Annotated in this window: 6 protein-coding genes; 5 read left to right on the top strand and 1 reads right to left on the bottom strand. The window is 66.2% G+C overall.

Going from position 1 to position 23,671, the window contains the following annotated elements:
* Nucleotides 1-41: 41 nt before the first annotated feature.
* From H281_RS0125335 to fhuB, 4 genes are all read left to right on the top strand, one after another.
* Nucleotides 42-14,369, top strand: coding sequence for a non-ribosomal peptide synthetase (locus tag H281_RS0125335; protein WP_123282706.1), 14,328 nt, complete (start codon nucleotides 42-44; stop codon nucleotides 14,367-14,369).
* A 207-nt stretch (nucleotides 14,370-14,576) separates the two neighbouring features.
* The gene (locus tag H281_RS0125330) at nucleotides 14,577-16,769 is read left to right on the top strand and encodes a TonB-dependent siderophore receptor (protein WP_020069936.1); all 2,193 of its coding nucleotides are present in this window, start codon (nucleotides 14,577-14,579) and stop codon (nucleotides 16,767-16,769) included.
* Between the two features lie 46 nt (nucleotides 16,770-16,815).
* Nucleotides 16,816-17,778, top strand: coding sequence for an ABC transporter substrate-binding protein (locus H281_RS0125325; RefSeq protein WP_020069935.1), 963 nt, complete (start codon nucleotides 16,816-16,818; stop codon nucleotides 17,776-17,778).
* A complete protein-coding gene (gene fhuB, locus H281_RS0125320) occupies nucleotides 17,775-19,766 on the top strand; it encodes a Fe(3+)-hydroxamate ABC transporter permease FhuB (RefSeq protein WP_020069934.1) in 1,992 nt (663 codons plus the stop codon). The genes H281_RS0125325 and fhuB overlap by 4 nt, the downstream gene beginning before the upstream one ends.
* A 128-nt stretch (nucleotides 19,767-19,894) precedes the next feature.
* On the opposite strand, the gene H281_RS0125315 is transcribed toward fhuB, so the two are convergent.
* Nucleotides 19,895-21,955, bottom strand: a complete 2,061-nt coding sequence (locus H281_RS0125315; protein ID WP_241077912.1) for a TonB-dependent siderophore receptor — start codon at nucleotides 21,953-21,955, stop codon at nucleotides 19,895-19,897.
* 374 nt (nucleotides 21,956-22,329) lie between these two features.
* Here H281_RS0125315 and H281_RS0125310 point away from each other — a divergent pair, with 374 nt between their 5' ends.
* Complete coding sequence (locus H281_RS0125310; RefSeq protein WP_020069932.1) at nucleotides 22,330-23,610, top strand: MFS transporter; 1,281 nt, start codon at nucleotides 22,330-22,332, stop codon at nucleotides 23,608-23,610.
* Nucleotides 23,611-23,671: the final 61 nt, after the last annotated feature.

The raw sequence follows: 23,671 nt of genomic DNA, 5'->3' as shown, positions 1-23,671 counted from the left end.
CCCGCGCGGGTGCAAGACACCTGGATCACACCACGGACACCATGCAAGCTATCTCTTTCGACACCGACTTTTTGCCCGCTCGCGTCGCGCGGTTTGCCATCGAACGGCCGGATGCCGTTGCGCTTGTCGACAGCACGGGAGCGCTGGTCTGGCGTGATCTGTGGCAATGGTCCGGCAGGCTCGCCGCGGCGCTCGTCGCCGAAGGTGTGCGGCCCGGCGATCGCGTGGTGCTCGCATTACCGCGCTGCACGGCGTTCGTTGCAGCGATTCTCGCAGTGTGGCGGGTGCGCGCATGCTATGTGCCGCTCGACCCGGCGCTTCCGGAAGCGCGGCTGCGCTGGCAGGCCGAGGACTGCGGCGCGCGCGTGGTGATGACGGGCGCTGCGCTGACAAGTGGGGCGTTGGATGCGGTGGTGGAGGGTGTCGCCGCTGATGCAGTTCATGCAACCAACGCCGCAATGAGAACCGACGGCCCGCGCTGGCTCCCCGAGGGCGTGACGACACTCGACCCGCAAGCGTTCCGCGTCCCCGACGACGCTGCGGCCAAGGCGCTCGACACAACTAACGCCGCAAGCAGCGAAATCTTTCACCACGCGATGTCTGGTCCATCGAGCGACGACAGCGTCCTGATCTGGCCTGCGTACGTGATCTACACGTCGGGCTCGACCGGCCGGCCGAAGGGTGTCGTGCTCAGTCATGCGGCGCTCGCCGCTTATTTGCAGGGTCTTTCCGAACGGCTGCCCGAAGGTATTGCAAGCGCAGCGTATCTGTCGACCACCGCCGCCGATCTTGGCCACACGTCGTTGTTCGGCGCGCTGTGGCACGGCTGGACTCTGCATCTGATCGACGCCGACGTCGCCGCCGATCCGGACGCCTTTGCCGCCTACATGCACACGCATTCGGTCGACCTGCTCAAGATCGTGCCGAGCCATCTCGACGCGCTGTTGCAAGCGCAATCGGCGGAATGGGTGCTGCCGCGCCGCTGTCTCGTGCTGGGCGGCGAGCCGGCGCCGACGCGTCTGGCCGCGCGCATCGCGACGTTGCGGCCCGAATGCCAGTTGATCAACCACTATGGGCCGACCGAGACCGCGGTCGGCGTACTCACGCGCGCGGGCGCGCAAACTAGCGCGGGGACGCTTCCGCTCGGCAAGCCGCTCGCGCACGTGAAGGCTCGCATCGTGGATGCCGACGGTAATGCGGTGCCCAAAGGTGCAGCTGGTGAGCTGTGCATCGGCGGCGCGAGCGTGGCGCACGGCTATCTGAACAGACCTTCGCTGACGGCGGAGCGCTTCGTGCCCGATCCCGACGGTAACGGCGCGCGGCTCTACCGGACGGGCGATAGAAGCCGCCGTCTGCCGGACGGCGAATACGCGTTTCTCGGCCGACTCGACGACCAGTTGAAGATCCGCGGTTTTCGTGTGGAGCCGGAAGAGGTCGCCGCGCGCCTGCGCAACGAGCATGGCGTGCGCGATGCAGTGGTGATCGCCTACGCGGATAGCGACGGCGCCGCGCCTCGCCTCGTCGCGTACCTGAGTGCCGCAGAATCGCTCGACGTCGAGGCGATCCGCAGCCGTCTCGCCGCGGAACTACCGGACTACATGGTGCCGTCGTCGCTTCAGGTGCTGGCCGCGTTGCCGCTGACCCCGAACGGCAAGATCGACCGTGCCGCGTTGCCGGCGCCGCTGCAGGAAAACACGGCGGGCGCCGCGCGTGTCGAGCCGCGCAATGACGCGGAACGCACGCTGATCGGAATCTGGAAGCTGGTGCTCAAGCGCGATGACATTGGCGTAACGGACAACTACTTTGAAATCGGCGGGGATTCGATTCTCAGCCTGCAGATCATTGCCAAGGCGCGCGGCGCGGGACTCAAGCTCACGCCGAAACAGATGTTCGACCACCCGACGATCGAGGCGGCGGCGCGCGTCGCCGTCCCGATGAAGGTGGCGTCCGACCATCGGAGCGCTGGAGAGAAAGGCGGCGGGGCGAAGCAGCGGACAAGCGCAGGCTCGACTGAGCAGGCAAGCACGACGACACCCATCAAGACAGGCGAGCGGACCCGCGCCGACGCCAGCGCGAGTCACGCAACGGCACATGCCGCCGCAACACCGCCGCACACTACGCAGCCCGCCGACGACGATCGCTGGTTCGCTGAAGCCGGTGTTTCGCGCGACGCCGTCGACGCAGTCTATCCAGCCACGCCGATGCAGCAGGGTCTGCTATTTCACGGCATGCTCGATGGCGAGCCAGGCATGTACGTATCGCAATTGCGTCTCACGATCGACAGCTTGAAGATCGACACCATGCGCGCGGCGTGGGACGCTGTGATCGCCCGTCACCCGGTTTTGCGCACGCGCTTCGTGTGGCCGGCCGGTGGCGAGCCGTTGCAGATCGTCGAGCGGCGCGTGCGCATGCCGTTCGAATTGCATCCACGTGATGCGCTAGTTGTGCCGGTTCCGATCGCCGCGCTCACTGCGGCGGCATCGACGGAAGAACAGTACGACGCCGCATACGAAGCCGCACGCGATGCGATTGCCACGCGCGGTTTCGAGCCGGACGTCGCGCCGCTGATGCGCGTCGATGTCTTCGAGCGCCCCGACGGCGCGCACGATCTGCTGTGGACTCACCATCACGCGTTGACCGATGGCTGGAGCACCGCGCAGGTCGTCAGCGAAGTCGCGCGCGCGTATGCGGCGCTCGACGCGGGCGGCGTCCCCGACACGTCGCCGGCGGCGCCTTACGCGGACTACGTCCACTGGCTGCGCGGCCAACCCGATACAGCTCCGTTCTGGCGCGCACGGCTCGCGACGCGCGATGAACCGGCGCGCGTAGCCGATGCGCTCGGCGGTGCTTTGCGTGCGTCGTCCGAGAAGAGCGCCGATGGCGTAGCGGCACAAGCGCTGATCCGCGAGCTCGACGGCCCGTCTCACGCGCGGTTGACGCGCGCTGCGCGTCGCGCACAGGTCACGCTGAATACGCTTGTCCAGGCAGCGTGGGCGCTCGCGCTCGCACGTTTCTCCGGGCGCACGCAAGTGACGTTCGGCATGACGGTGTCTGGCCGTCCGGTCGATCTGCCGAATGCGCAATCGATAGTCGGTCTGTTCATCAACAGCTTGCCGTTGTGGGTCGATGTGAAATCCGACGCGACGGTGCGCTCCTGGCTCGCCGCGCTGCAGCGGCAAAACGCGGAGTTGCGCGACGTCGAGCACACGCCGCTCGCGAGCTTGCAGCAATGGGCGAACTCGAACGTCGATGCGCTGTTCGATAGCCTGATCGTCTTCGAAAATTATCCGCTCGACGACGCGCTCGATGCGCTTGGCGACGTGCCGCGCATACGCGCTGTCGACGCACACAACCGCAGTCATTTTCCGCTGATGCTGGTCGTCGCGCCGCGTCATGTAGGAGGCGGCGACGCGCTGAGACTGGAGTGGCACAGGCATGCCGCCACCGTGTCCGAGGAGGGGGTTGCCCGCATCGCGAAGTATTTCGAGCGCATGCTGGACTGCCTCGCGACCGCGCTCGTTGAAGGCGACGACCCGCACGTGCGGCTGCGCGATCTGCCGACCGACGACGCTCCATCTGCAAAGTCGCCACGTCTGCCATCCACGTTCGCCTACGAGCCGGTGACGGCGCGGATCGCCGCGCAGGCGCGTGCGCGGCCCGAAGCGATCGCGCTAATCGATGGCGATGAGCACGTGACGTATGCGCAACTCGATGTGTGGTCGCGCGCGATCGCGGATGAGTTGCGGCGTCTCGGCGCAACAGCGGAAACGCGCGTGGGCGTCGCAATGCAGCGCGGCGCTGCGCTGGTTGCGTCGCTGCTCGGCGTGTTGCGTGCGGGCGCCGCGTATGTGCCGCTCGATCCGTCGTATCCAGTCGGACGCCTCGCGCATATCGTCGACGACGCGCAGCTTCGGCTGATCGTGACCGATGCGTCGAGTCTCGCGCAGCATGCGTCGCTGTTCGGCTCGCGGCCCACCGTCGATGCGGTGGCGCTGCGCGATGCGGTGCCTGCCGATGCTACGGGCGATGACACGGCCGATGCCGGTGCATACCCGCATCCGCAACAGCTTGCCTACGTGATCTATACGTCGGGCTCGACGGGCGTACCGAAGGGCGTTGGCGTCACGCATGAGAACGTCGCGCGTCTGTTCGATGCAACGCAGTCGCGCTTTGCATTCGACGCGCAGGACGTGTGGACGCTGTTCCATTCCTACGCATTCGACTTCTCCGTGTGGGAGATTTTCGGGGCGCTCGTGCATGGCGCGCGGCTCGTGATCGTGCCGCACTGGAGCGCACGCGAACCCGCGGCATTCCATGCGCTTTTGCGCAAGGAACGGGTGACGGTGCTGAACCAGACGCCGTCGGCCTTCGTGCAACTGATCCAGGCCGATGACGGCAACACGCTCGACTCGCTGCGCGCGGTGATTTTTGGCGGCGAGCGTCTCGAGCCGTCCTCGCTGGCGCGATGGGCGGAGGGCGCACGGCGCAAGGGCGTATTGCCGGCGCTCGTGAACATGTACGGGATCACGGAAACGACCGTGCACGTGACGCACCGGACACTGGACGAAGCGGCGTTGCGCGACGGGCGCAGCGTGATCGGCGCACCGCTCGATGACCTCACGCTGCACGTGCTCGACGCGGATCTGAACCGTGTGCCGCTGGGCGCAGTGGGCGAGCTGTATGTGGGCGGAGCGGGACTAGCGCGCGGCTATCTGGGACGCGCCGCGCTGAGCGCGCAACGCTTCGTGCCGGACCCGTATGGTGCGCCGGGTGCGCGGCTGTACAGTTCGGGCGACCTCGCGCGACGCTTGCCCGATGGCGATCTCGAGTATCTGGGCCGTAACGACGATCAGGTGAAGATTCGTGGCTTCCGTATCGAACTGGGTGAGATCCAGGCGGCGCTGCGGGCGCATCCAGAAGTGCGCGATGTCGCGGTGCTGGTGTCGGGCCACGGCAACGGCAACAACGCCAACGACAACCGGCGCCTGATTGCCTACGTGGTGCCGCGCGGCGGACCCAATGCTGGCGACGCGGGACGCTGGCAGACGTGGCTCGCCGCGCGTCTGCCGGGGCACATGGTGCCGTCGTCGTATGTGGAGCTTGAGCGCTTTCCGCTGACGCTGAACGGCAAGCTCGATCGCCGTGCATTGCCCGCGCCGGAGGTGGCCAATTCAAGCCGCGCGACTTATGTCGCACCGCACGGCGAAACACAGACAAAGCTTGCCGCGATCTGGCAACAGGTACTCGGCGTGGAGCGCGTCGGCGCACACGACGATTTCTTCCTCCTTGGCGGCCATTCACTGCTGGCAGTGCGTGTCCTGTCTGCGGTGCGTACCGTCTTCGGCGACGCGCCCGGGCTTCGGGCAGTGTTCGAACATCCGCGTCTCGAAGACTTCGCGACGCTGCTGAGCGCCGCGCAATCCGCTGGAGCCGACGACGGCGCGCTGACGTCGGCGTCTGGCGTTGCGGTTGCTGCTGATGGTGATGCTGCTGCGCTCTCTGTCACCGCCGCCGTCACCGCCGCCGACGTCGCCCGTCAAGCCGACGTCACCGCGCCAATGCCGCTTTCACCGTCGCAGCAAAGCTTGTGGTTCCTGTGGAAGCTCGATCCTCACAGCGTGGCATATCACGTGAACGGTGCGCTCCGCTTCGACGGCCAGCTCGACGTCGATGCGCTGCGTGCAGCGTTCGTCTCGCTAGGCAAGCGGCATCCCGCACTGCGGATGCGTTTCGCCGAGATAGAAGGCGTTCCGTACCAGCGCATCGACGACACATGCCGCAGCGAGATCCGCCTGCTCGATTTGCCGAACACGCACAACGACACCAGCGAGGAAGCGCTGGCCGCGTGTCTCGGCGCGCTCGTTCGCACGCCGTTCGACCTGAGCGCCGAGCCGCCCGTGCGCGCGACGCTCGTGCGCATGGCCGACGACTGTCACGTGCTGCATCTGGTGCTGCATCACATCGTTAGCGACGACTGGTCGCTCGGTCTCCTGTTCGCCGATTTTTCGCGCCTGTATCGCGACTACTGCGCAGCGGGTCCTGCTGCGTCCGTGACATCTGTCGCGTCTATCGCCGACGATGAGCGCATCGCCGCCACATCGGCCGCCGCTTATCGTGAACTGATATCGGCGCGCGCGGCTCGACTGACGCCCGAGCGCGAGTTGCAACAACTCGCTTGGTGGCGCGCAGCGCTCACGAACGACGACGAGTCTCCCGCGACGCTTGCGCTGCCATACGATCGAACGCGCTCCGGCTCGCGCTGCGCACCCGGTGCGCGTCATCGCGTGCGCGTGCCCGCCGGCACAGCGCATGCGTTGCGCGCGCTCGCAAGCGCACGTCGAGCGACGCTCTTCATGACGCTACTCGCCGCAGTCGATGCGCTGCTTTACCGATACTCGGGCCAGTCCGACATTCGCCTCGGCGTGCCGCTCGCAGGCCGCGATCTACCGGGAGCCGCGGACGTCGCGGGCTTCTTCGTCAACACTGTCGTGATTCGCACCACGCCGCGCGGCGAAACGCGCGCGGCACAACTCATCGACGATGTGCGTGAGCGGCTGCTCGGCGCTTACGCGAACCAGGACGTGCCGTTTGCGAGCGTCGTCAAGGCGGTGCAACCGGAGCGCGACCTGGCGCAGACACCGCTCTTTCAGGTGCTCGTCAATCAGCAACAGCGCCATGATCTCGCTGCATCGTTCGGCGAGGGACTGCGCGTGACAGTGCAGGAAGTCGACAACGGCGAGGCGCAATTCGATCTGATGCTCAATATCGCCGAGGCCGCCGACGGCGCGATCGATCTGGCGTTCACGTACGCGACTGACGTCTTCGACGCGTCCACCATCGAACGGTTAGCGCGTAATTTCACGGGCTTGCTCGACCAGTGGAGCGCGGCTCCCGATGCACGGATTGCATCGTTCGAACTGCCTGAACTCGGTGATCAACCGTCGCCACGTCTGCCATCCACGTTCGCCTACGAACCGGTGACAACACGGATCGCTGCGCAGGCGCGTGCGCGGCCCGAAGCGGTCGCGCTGGTCGATGGCGATGAGCACGTGACGTATGCGCAACTCGATGTGTGGTCGCGCGCAATCGCACATGAGTTGCGGCGTCTCGGCGCGACGGCGGAAACGCGCGTGGGCGTCGCAATGCAGCGCTCTGCTGCGCTGGTTGCGTCGCTGCTCGGCGTGTTGCGCGCGGGCGCGGCGTATGTGCCGCTCGATCCGTCGTACCCGGTTGGGCGCCTCACGCATATCCTTGACGACTCGCAGCTTCGGCTGATCGTGACCGATGCGTCGAGTCTCGCGCAGCATGCGTCGCTGTTCGGCTCGCGGCCCACCGTCGATGCGGTGGCGCTGCGCGATGCGGTGCCTGCCGATGCCACGGACGATGCCGGTGCATACCCGCATCCGCAACAACTGGCCTACGTGATCTATACGTCGGGCTCGACGGGCGTACCGAAGGGCGTTGGCGTCACGCATGAGAACGTCGCGCGTCTGTTCGATGCAACGCAGTCGCGCTTTGCATTCGACGCACAGGACGTGTGGACGTTGTTCCATTCCTACGCATTCGACTTCTCCGTATGGGAGATGTTCGGGGCGCTCGTGCATGGCGCGCGGCTCGTGATCGTGCCGCACTGGAGCGCTCGCGAACCCGCGGCATTCCATGCGCTCTTGCGCAAGGAACAGGTGACGGTGCTGAACCAGACGCCGTCGGCCTTCGTGCAACTGATCCAGACCGATGACGGCAACACGCTCGACTCGCTGCGCGCGGTGATCTTTGGCGGCGAGCGTCTTGAGCCGTCCTTGCTGGCGCGATGGGCGGAGGGCGCGCGCCGCAAGGGAACATTGCCGGCGCTCGTGAACATGTACGGGATCACGGAAACGACTGTGCACGTGACGCACCGGACACTGGACGAAGCGGCGTTGCGCGACGGGCGCAGCGTGATTGGCGCACCGCTCGATGACCTCACGCTGCACGTGCTCGACGCGGATTTGAACCGGGTGCCGCTGGGGGCGGTGGGCGAACTGTATGTGGGCGGCGCGGGTCTTGCGCGCGGCTATCTGGGCCGCGCCGCGCTGAGCGCGCAACGCTTCGTGCCGGACCCGTATGGTGCGCCGGGTGCGCGGCTGTACCGTTCGGGCGACCTCGCGCGACGCTTGCCCGATGGCGACCTCGAGTACCTGGGCCGTAACGACGACCAGGTGAAGATTCGCGGCTTCCGGATAGAACTGGGTGAGATCCAGGCGGCGCTGCGGGCGCATCCGGAGGTGCGCGATGTCGCGGTGCTGGCGTCGGGCCACGGCAACGGCAACGGCAACAACGCCAACGACAACCGGCGCCTGATTGCCTACGTGGTGCCGCGCGGCGGCCCCAATGCAGGCGATGCGGGACGCTGGCAGACGTGGCTCGCCGCGCGTCTGCCGGGCCACATGGTGCCGTCGTCGTATGTGGAGCTTGAGCGCTTTCCGTTGACGCCGAACGGCAAACTCGATCGCCGTGCATTGCCCGCGCCGGAGGCGGTGGCGAACGCGAAGCAGGGCGTCGCCGCATCGACGCCCGCCGAGGCCGCGTTGCTTGCCGTCTGGCGTGCTGTGTTGCGGCGCGACGATATCGGCGTGACGGACAATTTCTTCGTGATAGGCGGCGACTCGATCCTGAGCCTGCAAATCGTGGCAAAAGCGCGCGATGCCGGCTTGCACGTGACACCGCGCATGGTGTTCGAAGCGCCGACCGTGCAACAGCTTGCGCGTGCGGCCGGACCTGTGCCGGCGTCGGCATCCGCATCGCTCGCGGGCGTAGAACCATCGGCTGTAACTAGTGCATCGGCGTCGTCCGATCTGTGGCGTGCGCTCGGCATCACGCCTGAGCACGTCGAGGATGTCTATCCGGCGACGCCGCTGCAAAGCGGTCTGCTTTATCACACGCTCGCGGAGTCGCAACAGGGCGCGTATCTCAACCAGATGCGAGCGACTCTGTCGGGCACGCTCGACGTCGCCGCAATGCACGCGGCGTGGCAGGCCGCGCTCGCGCGTCACGCAATTTTGCGCACGGGTTTCGCGTGGCAGCACGGCGGCTCGGTGATGCAGATTGTCCATCGCAGCATCGCGTTGCCGTTCGAAACGCACGACTGGTCCGCCGCACCCGATTACGACGCGCGCTTGGCCGACTGGCGGGCGCGCGATCTCGCCGATGGCATCGCGCCAGATGAGGCGCCGCTCATGCGCATCGCGCTCTTCATTCGCGACGCGCACACCGCAGACCTCGTGTGGACGCATCATCATCTTCTGCTCGACGGTTGGAGCGTTTCGCTGTTGTTCGCGGAGATCTTGCGCGACTATCGACTGCGGACGAGCGGCGCTGCCGCGACGTTCGAACAGGCGCCGCCGTATCGCGGGTACGTCGAGTGGATTCGTGAAGCGGCCGACGATCCCGCAACCGAAGCATGGTGGCGCGCATGGGCCGCGCGCGCCGACGATCCTGCGACGCTCACCGCCAGTCTCGGCGAGCCGCGCGCAGCAGAACCGGGCGCCCATGCGCGGCGCTGCGCGCTGGACGAAGCGCTCGTCGCGCGTTTGCATGCAACGGCGCGTCGCCACGAAATCACGCTCAATACGCTGATGCAAGGCGCGTGGGCGGTGCTGCTCGCGCGCTACGGACATCGGCGACAGGTTTCATACGGCACTACGTTGTCGGGACGGCCGGCGCATCTGCCGGGCGTCGAGCGCATGTTGGGGCTGTTCATCAATACGCTGCCGGTGCAGGTCGACGTCGACGCAAGCGCGGACCTCGGCGCATGGCTGCACAAGCTGCAAGGCGAACTGATGGAACTGCGCCACTACGAGCACACGCCGCTCGCGCGCGTGCAGCAGTGGAGCGGACGTAGCGGCGACGCGCTGTTTGACAGCATAGTGGTGTTCGAAAACTATCCCGTCGATGCCGCGCGCGATGGCGACGCGAGCCTGAAGGTGGAATCGATCGATTCCGTCGATCCGACGCATTACCCGCTCGCGCTGGCGATCATTCCGCGCGGAAAGACGCTTTCGCTCGAATGGGCGTGGAACGGCGAGCGGATCGATCGCGAGACCGTCGAACGAATTGCATTGCAGTACGAAGCGATTTTGGATCAGATGACCGACGACGTCGCACGGCGCGTTGGATCGTTGACGCTGCCCGGGCGATACGAAGCAGCGCCGTTGCAGCGTTATGCGTTCGAGTCGCTCGGGATGGCGCTCGCGGCGCAGGCGAAGCGCTCGCCGGATGCGATTGCGCTGCGCTGCGAGGATGAATCGCTCACCTATGCGGAACTGGATGCGTGGTCTGCGATGCTGGCTGCACGGCTCGTCGCGCGAGGCGTTGGCGCCGAGCGGCGCGTGGGGCTGTGCGTGGCGCGCGGCCCGGCGTTGGTTGCGGCACTGCTTGGGATCATCCGCTCGGGTGGGGCGTTCGTGCCGCTCGATCCTGAGTATCCGCCGGCACGCCTTGCGCAGATGATCGACGACGCGGGCATCGTAGAGGTGGTGGCCGATAGCGCCAGCGCGAAGCAGGTGGCGGCGGTGCTGGCGGGGTGTGAGGTGGTTGAGGTGAGGACGACTCAGCACGATGCCGTCTTAAGCGCGGAAACAGCGACAGCGGCTGCACCTCACTTCCTCGACGCCCCCCTTCATCCCGACCAGCTCGCCTACGTGCTCTACACATCGGGCTCGACTGGCCGGCCCAAAGGCGTCGGCGTGAGCCACGGCGCGCTGTGGACGCACCTGCAGGACTTTCTCGCGACCTACGGCATCGACGGCACGGACACCGTGCTGCACTCGTCGACGATCAACTTCGACGTCGCGCTGCACGAGACGCTGCCGGCGCTGCTGCGCGGCGCGACGGTGGAGATGCGCGGGACGCAGCCGTGGGATCTGCAAAGCCTGAGCGAGCGGCTGGTGAAGCGGCGCGTGACATTCGCGCGGATTCCGACCGCGCTGTGGCAGCAGTGGCAGCGTCATGCACCGCCGCGCGCGCAACTTGCGCTGCGTCAGGTGACGGTGGGCGGCGAGGCGTTGCCGGGCGACGCGCTCGCGCGCTGGCGCGAAGGGCCGCTCGCGGATATCCGGCTGGACAACCTGTACGGGCCGACCGAGACGACGGTGGCGGCGCTGTACCGCCGCACCGGAGCCGACGACGCACGGCAGGTGACGGTGCCGATCGGGCATCCGTATCCGGGGCGTACGGCGCGGGTGTTCGACGCATTCGGCGATGAAGCGCCGGTGGGCGGGCTCGGCGAGCTGTGCATCGGCGGACCGACAGTGGCGCGCGGCTACCAGGGAAGGGCAGCGCTGACGGCCGAGCGGTTCGTGCCGGACCCATACGGCGAGCCGGGGGCGCGCGTCTATCGCAGCGGCGACCTGTGCCGGGTGCGCGCGGACGGCACGGCGGAGTTCCTCGGGCGGCTGGACCAGCAGGTGAAGCTGCGCGGGCAGCGCATCGAACTGGGCGAGATCGAGGCGGTGCTGCGCCAGTGCGAGGGCGTGCGCGAGGCCGCGGTGATCGTGGTGGGCCCGGCGCAGAAGCAGCGGCTCGCGGCATATGTGGCGGGGCAGTCCGACGCAGCGTCCCTGCCGACTGTTGACGCCCAACGTCTGCAACGCGAACTGGAGCGGAAGTTGCCGGGCTACATGGTGCCGTCGTCGATAACGGTGCTCGCACGGTTGCCGTGGATGCCCAACGGCAAGCTCGACCGGGCGTCGCTGCCCGCGCCGCAGGCGGGGGCGATCGAACGGGTGGCGCCGTCGAACGAGGTCGAAGCGGCGCTGCTGTCGATCTGGGCGGCCGTGCTCGGGCGCGATGATCTCGGCGTGACGGACAACTTCTTTGAAGCGGGCGGCGACTCGATCCAGAGCCTGCAGATCATCGCGCGGGCACGCGAGGCGGGCTGGCGGCTGACGCCGCGGCAGGTGTTCGAGCATCCGACGGTCGCGGGCCTCGCGCAACGCGCACAGCGGCTGGAGGCGGGCGCAGTACAGGAGATCGACGACGGCGCCGCGCTGCCATTGACGCCGATCCAGCGGCTCTTCTTCGAGCGCTATCCGCAAGGGGAATCGCACTGGAACCAGGCGGTGTTGCTGAAGGTGAAAGGGCGACTCGTGCCGGCGGCGCTGGAGCGCGCGGTGGCGGCGCTGGAGGCACGGCATGACGCGTTGCGGCTGCGGTTCGTGAAGGAGGCGGGGGAGTGGAAGCAGGTGGCGGTGAAAGCAGCGGGGACGTCAGAGGCAGAGCGAGCCCCGAATGCTTCGCAAGTATCAAACGCATCAGACGCGTCAGAGGAAGCACAGGCATCGCGGACATCAGAACCGCTGCAGACCTCACAACCATCACAGTCAGCTAGCACAACGGTAGTCCACCACGACCACCTCACCTCGCTTGCCGGGCTGACAGCGGCCTGCGACCGCATCCAGTCGAGCCTGAACATCGAACACGGTCCGGTCTGGCGCATAGGCCACTTCGAGACGCCCGACGAAACGCGCGTACTGATCGCGATCCATCACCTGGCGGTGGACGGCGTCTCCTGGCGCGTGCTCCTCGAAGAACTGCAAACCGCCTATGAACAGGCCGAGCGCGACGAACCCATCGCACTTCCGGCGCCGTCGATGTCATGGCGCGCCTGGGTGCGCGCAATAAATCAGTATGCCGAATCATCGGAGCGCGTCAGTGAACTCGCGTGGTGGCAAACGTCACTCGACGCGCCGGCGTTGCGCGCCGGCCCGCTGTTCCCGCCGCTTTCTTCGCATCCCCAACCGCAAAAGACGCTGCTTAAAAAACTATCGCCCGACATGACCGCCGAGTTGCTGCGCGAAGCGCCGCGCGCCTACAAAATGCGTGTCGATGAAGTGCTGCTTGCCGCGCTCGTTCGCGCTATCGGCGATACCGTTGCGCGTGACGAAGTGCTGGTCGAACTGGAGGGCCACGGTCGCGAAGACGTGATTGAAGGCGCAGACCTCAGCCGAACGGTTGGGTGGTTCACCACTCAATACCCGCTCGCGTTACCGCGCGGCGTGGACTCCGCTGACTCGCTGCTGCGCGTGCGCGAGCGCCTTGCCGCGGTACCGCTGCGCGGCCTCGGCTGGGGCCTGCTGGCCTGTTGCGCCGACGCAGCCAGCCAGTCAGCGCTGCGCGCGCTGCCATCACCGGAAATCGGCTTTAACTACCTGGGCCGCTTCGATCAAACGTTCGACGGCGAAAGCCGCTTTGGCTTCGCGCCTGAATCGTCGGGCGACGCCATCGCGCCGCATGCGCGGATTCCTGATCGCGCGCTCGATATCAATGGCTGGATTGCAGGCAACTCGCTGACGTTCAACTGGGGCTACGCGCCGCAGTTCTTGTCCGATGAGCTTGCGGAAGAACTCTTCGCGTCGTTCGAGTCCGCTCTCGGCGAACTGCTGGCTCATTTGCGCACGGCCACGTCGCAGCCGCAGATGTCCGCTTCCCTGAAAGCAGTTCCCGAGTCGCTCGAGGCGCTTGCAAGGCGCGACGCCGTCGCCGCGAGCTGGGCTGCGCGTGCGGTGTATGAGGCCAGTCTGCCGGTGCCGTCCGACGACGCGCTCGCTGGCTGGTTCGCGCGACGTCGGCCGCAAGACGCGAACGCGCGGGCGCGCGCCGTGTCATCGCCGGCCGTGCCCTTGAACGCGCTCGGTTCGCCGGCCACGCTGTTCTGTCTGCATCCCGGCTACGGCATGGTCGGCGAATATCGCACGCTTGCGCAAGCGCTCAATGGCCGCGTGACCCTGATCGCGATGCAGGCGCCGGCGCTGCGTGGCGAGCCATGGGAAGGCGACAGCTTCGAAGCGCTCGCCGCGCACTACGCACAGCGCATCGAAACGCTGCAGCCGCACGGCGACTACGCGTTGCTCGGATGGTCGTTCGGCGGGCGGCTTGCGATCGCCATCGCGGATCACTTCGAGCGGCGCGGCGCGCGCGTGTCGTTCGTCGGTATCGTCGATACGGCGACGCATCGCGTAGACGGCGCTGCGCCCGTCGTCGACGAAGGCTCCGTGGCTGCGCCCGAACTCGCGTTGCTCGACGGGGCGGAGCCGTCGCTGCTCGGCAAAGCGCTTGCCGTCGATTCCATGCACGCGGACTTGATGTCCCGGCATGCGCTGCCGCGCGTCGCTTGCGATCTGCACGTGTGGCGCGCTCGGCGCGTAGCCGACCCGCGACGCCGGATGGCATGGGCGGACCGCACGCGCGGCCGGCTGCACGAGTTCGACATTGACGCGACTCATTCCAGCATCGTCCACCATCCGCTTCTCGCGGCGCAGCTTGCGCAGTGGTTCGGACAGCCGCTTCCACGAAACGAAGACCCATCAGCGTCCTCACACGGCGGCGCCTGAGCAGTAGGGGTTCTGCAAGGCTCGCCGCACGCCCTGCAGGACTCTCCGACAAGCGCTGTTGTCGCTTCGCCGCGACGATTTATTCACATTGAATGCGAACGATTATTGTTTACATTAGCATCTTGTCTTGAGAGAATCGTCAGGCACCAGGAGCGGCGTGGGACGCCGCCCCTGACTCGGGGATACAAGAATGGGGAAACAAGAAGAATGAAGGTAGAGCAGGCAGGGAAAAGCGGTTCTAAACGGGAGCGCGGCTTGCCGCACCTGCGCCCGATATACGTGGCGCTGATGCTGGGCGTTGCCGGGTTCGGCGCGCACGCGCAAGGGTCGCCGGCCGCGGCCTCGGGCACGGAGGCCTCGAAGGAATTGCCCGCGGTCCAAGTGCGCAGTTCTGCTGAGGATCCGCTTGGGCCAGGCGTCGGCTACGTGGCCAAACGTTCCATGACGGGAACCAAGACGGATTCCGCGTTGCTCACGAATCCGCAGAGCGTATCGGTCGTAACGCGTCAGCAGATGGACGATCAGGGCGCGCAGACCGTCGATCAGGCGTTGCGCTATACACCGGGCGTGTATTCGCAGGACGGCACCGATATTCGTGCCGATCAGCTTTACGGCCGGGGTTTTGCGCTCGACTCGTATCTGGACGGCCTGCATCTGTACCAGTCGCCGCGCTTCGCGACGCCGCGCATCGACCCATATTTCATGGAGCGCATCGACGTGCTCCATGGTCCGGCCTCAGTGCTCTATGGGCAGGGCAGCCCGGGTGGTCTCGTCAACTACGTGAGCAAGTTGCCGACGGAGCAGCCGTATCACGAACTCATGATGCAGATCGGTAACCACAACAACTATCAGTTGGGTTTCAATTTTAGCGGTCCCGTCGACAAGAATGGCACCGTGCTGTACCGGCTGACAGGCGTCGCCCGCACCGCCGAGACGCAAGTCAGCGCGATCAAGGACCAGCGGCTTGCCATCGCGCCGTCGGTCACGATCCGCCCGAACCGCGACACCACGTTCACGCTGCAGGGCAGTTTTCAGCGCGACCCGAACGGTGGACTGTTCAATCCGGTTCCGGCAGGCGCGACATTGTTCAGTAATCCAAACGGTCAACTTGGGCCGGACAAATATTTCGGCGATCCGGATCGCGACGGCATGCACCGCACGCAGTACTGGTTCGGTTATCAGTTCGATCATGCGATCAACGACAAGCTCAGCGTGTCGCAGAGCCTGCGCTATCTGCACATCGACCAGCATTACTACCAGACGTCGGTGACGAGCGCGCTGGGAAGCAATCAGCGTACGGTGTCGATGTGGGGCAACGTCGATAACGAGCACTACACGCAGTTCGAGGTCGACACGCACGCGCAGGCCAAGGTGACGACGGGCGCCGTTCAGCACACGATGCTGTTCGGTCTCGACTATCAGCGCTCGATGCTGGGCGACACCGAGGGTAATTCCGTCCTCGGCACGGTCGATCTGTACAACCCGAACTTCTCGTCGCTGCCGACACAGCAAGCGAATACGCGCCTCGACTATTCGTTGAGCACGGTCGGCGTCTATGCGCAGGACGAGGCGCGCTGGCGCAACTGGGTACTGACGTTCGGCGTTCGTGAGGACTGGACAGGGGGCAACCAGCAGACCACGTTGCTTACCACCGGAACCGGCACGACGTACCACACGAACGATCACGCGTTCACCTGGCGCGCCGGTCTCGCGTACGAGTTCGAAAACGGCATTGCGCCGTACATCAGCTATTCGCGTTCGTTCCAGCCGGTGCTCGGCGCGACCTACTCGGGCGCGCCGTTCGCGCCGACCAAGGGCCGGCAGGTCGAAGCCGGCGTGCGTTATCAGCCGAAGTGGTTCGACGGCTACTTCTCGGTCGCCGCGTTCACTCTCACGCAGGACAACGTGTCGGTAAGCGACCCGAACCATCTGGGCAGCGCGATACAGACCGGTCAGATCCGCTCGCGCGGCGTCGAACTGGAAGCGCACGCGAATGTCACCGCAGACGTGAAGGTGATCGCGTCGTACACGTACCTGAATCAGGAAGTGACGAACACCACGACGGCTAGCAGCCTGAACAAGCGCCCGACGATCGCGCCTCGAAACACCGCTTCGCTGTGGGCGGATTACACGTTCCACCGTGGACCGCTGCGCAACTTCGGCCTCGGCTCGGGCGTGCGCTATATGAGCAGTTCGGCGGGCGACGCAGCCAACACGTTCACGGTGCCGGGGCGCGTACTCGTCGACCTGGGTGCGCATTACGACATCCAGAACTGGCGTCTGTCGCTGAACCTTAACAACGTGTTCGACCGCGAGTACATCTCGTACTGCACGACCGCGTCGGTTTGCTACTGGGGCGCGAGCCGTACGGTGCTCGGAACGGCGCGCTACCAATGGTGATGGCCATGACGAAGGGTAGCGCCGATGGCTCACCGCATGCGTTGTCATGACGGAACGCTTGCGCTTTAACGGCAGGCGGCGCCTCGCGCTCGCTGGTTTGGGCGCGGCGGCGCTCGCGGCATCGGGCGCTCCGTTCGCCCGCGAGGCGGCCGCGCGTCCGGATGCGGCGAGTTCAGGTGCGCATGCGACTGCAGGCGCCGCTGTCGCTTCGAACCCGCGCGTCGTGGTACTCGACTGGCCGCTGACGGAAGTCGTGCTGTCGCTCGGCGTGGTGCCGGCCGGCGTTTCGCGTCCCTCGTGGTATGCAAAGCTCGACGGCGTTCCACCGTTGCCGTCATCCGTCGTCGACACGGGCTTGCTGTATCAGCCCAATTTCGAGGTGCTGGAGTCGCTGAAACCGGAGCTTATCGTCATCACGCCATGGCATGCGCCGCTGCGCGCGTTGCTCGAACGGATCGCGCCGACGTTGACGGTGCAACTGTTCGGACCCGGCATCGACGTGTATCCGGCGGTTCATGCCGCGACCCGCAAGCTGGCCGGCGCGCTAGGACGCGAGGCCGCGGCCAATGCGCTGTTCGCACGCGCCGACGCCGCGCTTGCCGACGCGTCCGCGCGTCTCGCGGCCTTTCGCGCGACCGGACGCCCGCTCTATCTACTACGCCCGATCGACGACCGGCATATCACCGTATTCGGCAAGAACAGTCTGTTCGGCGGCGTGCTCGGCGCGCTCGGGATCGACAATGCGTGGCAGGGCATGGCCGATCCACAAGGCATGACCGAAGCGGACCTCGGCGCGCTCGCGGCGCACACCGATGCGCAAGTCGTCACGATCGGCGTGCCGCCCGGCGTTGCCGCGCAACTTGCGCGAAGCCCGCTATGGAGCGCGTTGCCGTTCGTGAGGCAAAACCGCGTGCAACACATCGGACCGTTGCCTGCACTCGGCGGCGTCGTTGCATCGATGCGTTTCGCCGATAGCCTCGCGAACGCGCTGCAAGGAGTCACTACATGAATCGCCCGACGGCGACCGTCGCCTTCGCCGCCCCTCGCGCCTGGCGGCTGCCCGCGTTGCTGCTGATGCTGGCCGCGTGGCTCGTTTATCACACGCTGTCGGCGCGGCTGCCGGTCGCGCAATGGCCAGGCGTCGTGCTGTCCGGCGCCGACGCAACGCTGCAGCAACTCGTCGTGCGTTATGGCTGGTTGCCGCGCGTCGCCATTGCGTTGATCGCCGGTGCGGCGTTGTCGCTTGCCGGTGTCGTGTTCCAGCAGGTACTGCGCAATCCGCTTGCTGAACCGCTCACGCTCGGCGTGTCAGCGGGCGCCTATCTCGCCCTGACGATCGCCGCGGTCGTCGCGCCCGCGCTCGTCGCCGACATGCGTTTCACGGTCGCGCTGACCGGCGCCGCACTCGCAATGCTCGCAACCATGGCGATGACCTGGCGCAAAGGTTTCGCCGCCGTGTCGATCGTGCTGGCCGGAATGATCGTGAACCTGTATTGCGGTGCACTGTCCGTCCTCCTAACTATTGTCTTCGAGCGTTCGCTCACGTCCGTTTTCATCTGGGGCGGCGGCTCGCTCGTGCAGAACGGCTGGGCGGGCGTCGTCTGGCTACTGCCGCGCGTGCTCGCCTGCGGTGCGGCTGCGGCGCTACTTGTGCGTCCGCTCACGCTGTTTTCTCTCGACGACGGCAGCGCGAGTCAGCTCGGTATGTCGCTCGCATGGACGCGGCCTGTCGCGCTCGCCATCGCGGTGATCCTGAGCGCGTTCGTCGCGAGCGCGGTCGGCGTGATCGGCTTCATCGGGCTCGGCGGTCCGGTGCTCGCGCGACTGATGGGCGCGCGTCGGCTGCGCGACCAGTTGCTGTGGGCGCCGCTCGTGGGCGCGCTGTTGCTCGCAATCGCCGACCAGGCCGTGCAGAGCTTGCCAGGCGTGCTCGGCGAATTGCTGCCGACCGGCGCCGCGGTGGCCCTCTGCGGCGGCCCGCTGCTGCTGTGGATGCTGCGCCGTCTGCACGTCGAGGCGCCGCGTCCAGCGTCGGCGGAACACGCAACCCCGCGCCGCGCGTTGCGCGTGCCCGTGCTGCTGCTTGGCGGGCTGCTCGTTGCCGCGGTTGTCATCTCGCTGTGTTTTTCGGTGACGATGCAGGGCTGGCAGTGGACGGACGCGCAACATTGGAGCGACGTCTGGTTCTGGCGCGTGCCGCGGCTGACCGCTTCGCTCGGGGCCGGCGTGATGGTCGCACTCGCGGGCACGATCCTGCAGCGCGTGACCGGCAATCCTATGGCGAGCCCCGACTTGCTCGGCGTCAGCGGTGGCGCGATGCTCGGCATGCTGGTGGCCGCGGTCGTCGCGACGGAGCCGTCGACGCCTGTGCTGCTCGCCGGATCGGCGGCCGGTGCACTCGTTTGCCTGCTGACGATCGTCACGCTTGGGCGCCGCAGCGGTTTCGCGCCCGAGCACGTGTTACTCGCGGGCATCGCGATCAGCGCGTTCGCGCAAGCAGTCATCATGCTTGCGACCGCGAGCGGCGGTGCTTATGCGAACCTGCTGCGTCCGCTGCAGTACGGTTCGACCTATCTCATCGTGCCCGCGACGGCCATCGCCGTTGGCGTGTGTACGGTCGCCGCCGTGCTCGTCGCGTATCTCGGCGCGCGTTGGCTGGAAATCCTGCCGCTCGGCGCCAACGTGGCGGATGCGCTCGGCGTCGGCGCACAGCGCGCGCGGCTGCTGCTGCTCGCGGTCGCCGCGATCCTCACGGCGGGAGCAACGGTCGTGATCGGCCCGATGTCGTTCGTCGGCCTGATGGCGCCGCATCTCGCGCGGCTGCTCGGCTTTCCGCGCGCGCGTTCGCAGATGCTCGTCGCGGCGCTCATTGGCGGCTTGCTGATGGTGCTGTCGGACTGGCTCGGGCGCAACATGATCTTCCCGCAACAGATGCCGGCGGGCGTGATCGCGACGCTTCTGGGCGGCCCTTATCTGATGTGGCTGTTGCGTCGTTGATGCATCGATCCAGTTAGGCCGATCCTGCTGAAAGCGGGGACGAAGTCAGGGAGCCGATGGCCCCCTGACTTTTTGTGCGACGTCTGCGCGCGATCTGCGCGACCTCGCGAATCGCGTCGAACGCCGCCTTAGAACGAAAACGTCGTATTGAGCATCACGAGCCGCGACTCGCCGACGGCGATGATCAGATTGCTGTTGCTCGACGGATAGTAAGTTTTGTCGAACACGTTCTTCACGTTCAGTTGCACATGCGTGGGAATCTTGCCGATCTTCGTGTCGTACGCGGCGAACAGGTCGGCGACAACATAGCCCGGCAGCGTGAAGCTATTTGCCGTATCGCCCGGCCGCTTGCTTACGAGCCGCGCACCGCCGCCAAAGCGCCATTGTCCCGGCAGGCAGGGCAGCATCGTGTCGTAGACGGCGAAGAGACTGCCCGTGTGACGTGCTGCATTCACGAGACGCGTGCCGTCGTCGCGGTCCGTCGCGTTCGTATATGCATAGCTGCCGATCACGCTGACGTGCTGTGTGAGCCGTCCGGCAACGTCCAGTTCGACACCGCGCGACCTCGCGCTGCCCACCGTCTCAGTCGTATCGCCGACGGTTACCGCGACGTTCTGCTTGTCGATCTGATAGACCGCGAGCGTGCCGGTGATACCGTGCGAGTCGAACTTCAGCCCGGTTTCGAACACGCGTCCATGTTCCGGCGCGAGCGGCTCGTTCACTTGTGTGGCGACGTTCGGCACGAACGACTTGCTGAAGTTCGCATACGCGGAAAGCGCCGGCGTCAGCCGGTACACGAGGCCGAATTGCGGCAACCAAACCTGTCCATGCGAGTGATCGGCGATCACGAACGGACGGCCCACGCCCGACAGTTGCTGCCAGTTCTCCCAGCGCACGCCGCCTACCGCGATCAGCCTGTCGGTCAGATGAACGGTGTCCTGCGTGACGACCGAGTAGGTGTGCACTTTCGACAAGCTATCGCTTTGCGCCGCGCTCGGTGTGCCGCCCGCAGCGAGCTTTCCATAGACAGGCTCGTACAGATCGAAGCCGGACACTGCCTTGCCGCGAATCGTGTCGCCGCGAAAGCTGCGCTGCCGTTCGTATTCGCCGCCCACATAGACCTCGTGACGCATGCCTGCGAGATTCAGATTGCCGATCGCGCCCACGGTGGCGATCTCGTCGGAGTCGTTGCGCTGCAGATTCGCATCCGACGTGCGGCTCATGATGCCGGTCCTGCTGTTGAACGCCGTCGCGCGCGTGATGTACTGATCGTAGCGGTCGCGGCTCCATCCGTAAGTCGCGCGCACGCGCCATTCGTCCGAGAAGCGATGTTCGATCTTCGCCCGTAGCGTTTCCTGCTCGCCCGAGCTTTGCGCCCAGGGTTCCTCGTAGCGCGTGTAGCGCAGTGCATCGTCGAGATGGCCGTTGACGAGCACGGTGCCCCGGTCGAAGGGCGTCGTGTAATCGACGTACTGGTAGCTCACGTCGATCGATGTATTGGCGTCATGCCATGACAGCGACGGTGCGATCAACGAATCGCGCTGACGTCCGAAGCTGCGCCAGTAGCGCGCCGTGTTGTATTCGCCGGTCAGGCGAAAGGCGAGCGTGCCGCCCGCGACCTGTCCCGGCTGGCCGATGGGCCCGGTCAGGTCGAAGCCCGTACCGCTGCCGCGATGGCTCGTGTAATTCGCCGAGACGGAGCCGTGGAAGGTGTCCTCCGGTTTGCGCGTGATCAGGTTGATGACGCCGCCCGGCTCCTGAATGCCATAGAGCAGCGAGGCGGGGCCTTTGAGAACTTCGACACGGTCGATCGTCGCCAGATAGTTGTGCAAGCTCGGCGAGCGGATGCCGTCGACGAGGATCGAGCCGTCGTCGTTCGAACCGAAGCCGCGTTTGATGAACGCGTCGCGCGTGCCGCCAAGCGTGTTGGTCTGCGTGATCCCGCTTACGTTACTCAGTACGTCGTCGAGTGTGCGCGCCTGCTGGTCCTGCATCACGCTCGAACTCACTACCGCGACGGACTGCGGAATGTCGCTGATCTTCGTCGGGATGCCGCTCGCCGTTTCGCTCGTGCGCGGACGATAACCGACGGTCGGGTCGGCGAGCGCTGTGCCTTGCACGGCGACCGCCGGCAATTCCGTTGAGGCGGCGGGCTGGGCGCTCGCGGCGTCGGAGGAAGCGGCGGCCATCGCGGCTGGCGCGGTCACCATGTACATCATCATCGAAAGCGGCAAGCCGATGCCGAACCGGCGATAGCGGCCGGGTAGTGCAGAAGTTTTTACGAAGCGCATGGATGGTTCGGACGACGCGGCACGCCCGCACCAAAGCGGTCGGGAATGTCCGGCGGCGTCAGTTTTTATTAATGATGCGAGAGAATAATGTAAATGAGAATTGTTATCAAATGAAAACATTGAAAATCTTAGGTAGGCGGAGAGCGGTGAGGCGGCCGCATTGGCTCGGCCTCGCTAGCGTTGCGCCGGTAACCGCCGCGTCAGCAGAACCCGCATGCTCGCTCTAAACTAGCTGCCGCCCGCGCCCAGCCCAATCAAACAAGACGACCTCGATGCCTCCCGTTCCCGCCGATTCCAACGATCGCAACGACTCCACCGATCTCTCGAGTGTCAGCCTGCCGAAGCAACCGGCGTTTCAACGCTTCTGGTGCACGCGGATCCTTTCGTCGCTGTCGTTCCAGATGCTCGCGGTCGCGATGGGGTGGCACATCTATGCGCTGACGCACAGCGCGTTCGCGCTCGGCCTCGTCGGTCTCGCGCAATTCCTGCCAATGTTCCTGCTCACGCTCGTGGTCGGCCATTTTGCGGACCGCTACGATCGTCGGCGGATCGCGGCGATTTGTCAGAGTCTCGAAAGCGTCGCCGCATTGCTGTTCGCGTGCGGCACCTTTGGCGGATGGATCAGCGCGCCGGTCATCTATGCGCTGGCCGCATGCGTGGGCGCGGCGCGCGCGTTCGAGTCGCCGGCGGTCGCTTCGCTGCTGCCGGGCGTCGTGCCGCGCCCGCAGTTGCCGAAAGCGACGGCATGGGCCACTTCGGCGAACCAGACCGCGCAGATCGCCGGTCCCGCGCTCGGCGGTCTGCTTTACGGCATCGGGCCGGGCGCCGCTTATCTCGCATGCATGCTGTCGTTCGCTGCCGCCGCGACGGCCGTGTGGGGCATTCCGCTACGCGCGAAGCCGGCAAGCCGCGCGCCTGTCACGCTCGAATCGGTGTTCTCCGGCATCGCGTTCATTCGCAAGGAGCCGGTCATATTGGGCGCGCTGTCGCTCGATCTGTTCGCGGTGCTGTTCGGCGGTGCCACGGCGTTGCTTCCGGTGTTTGCGCGGGACTTCCTGCATACGGGGCCGCTCGGGCTCGGACTGTTGCGCTCGGGCACGGCCATCGGCGCGCTCGCCGGAACCATCTGGCTTGCACATTTCCCGCTGCGTAATCGGCCCGGCGCGGCCATGTTCGGCGGCGTGGTCGTGTTCGGCATCGCGACACTCGTGTTCGGCCTGTCGCATCAGTTCATTGTTTCGCTGCTTGCGTTGATGGCGCTCGGCGCGTCGGACACCATCAGCGTGGTCGTGCGGCTGTCGCTCGTGCAGCTTCGCACGCCGGATGAAATGCTCGGACGCGTGAGCGCCGTCAACTCGCTTTTCATCGGGACGTCGAATCAATTGGGCGAATTCGAGTCCGGCGTGACGGCCGGCTGGTGGGGCGCACGAACGGCTGTACTGGTAGGCGGCATCGCAACCATCACGGTTGCCTTGCTGTGGATGAAGCTCTTCCCCGAACTCAGGAACACGCGTTCGCTCGAACGCGAAGAAGAACTGGTGCCTAGCAACTGAGCGGCGCGCTATTCTCAATTGATGGAAACCCGGTTCTCGATCCGGCCGGGTTCTCCAGAAA

It is taken from the genome of Paraburkholderia caledonica (assembly GCF_000383275.1).
GTDB lineage: Bacteria > Pseudomonadota > Gammaproteobacteria > Burkholderiales > Burkholderiaceae > Paraburkholderia > Paraburkholderia caledonica.
Note: the sequence above shows the minus strand (reverse complement) of the source record. Positions and strands in the feature narration are given on the sequence as shown.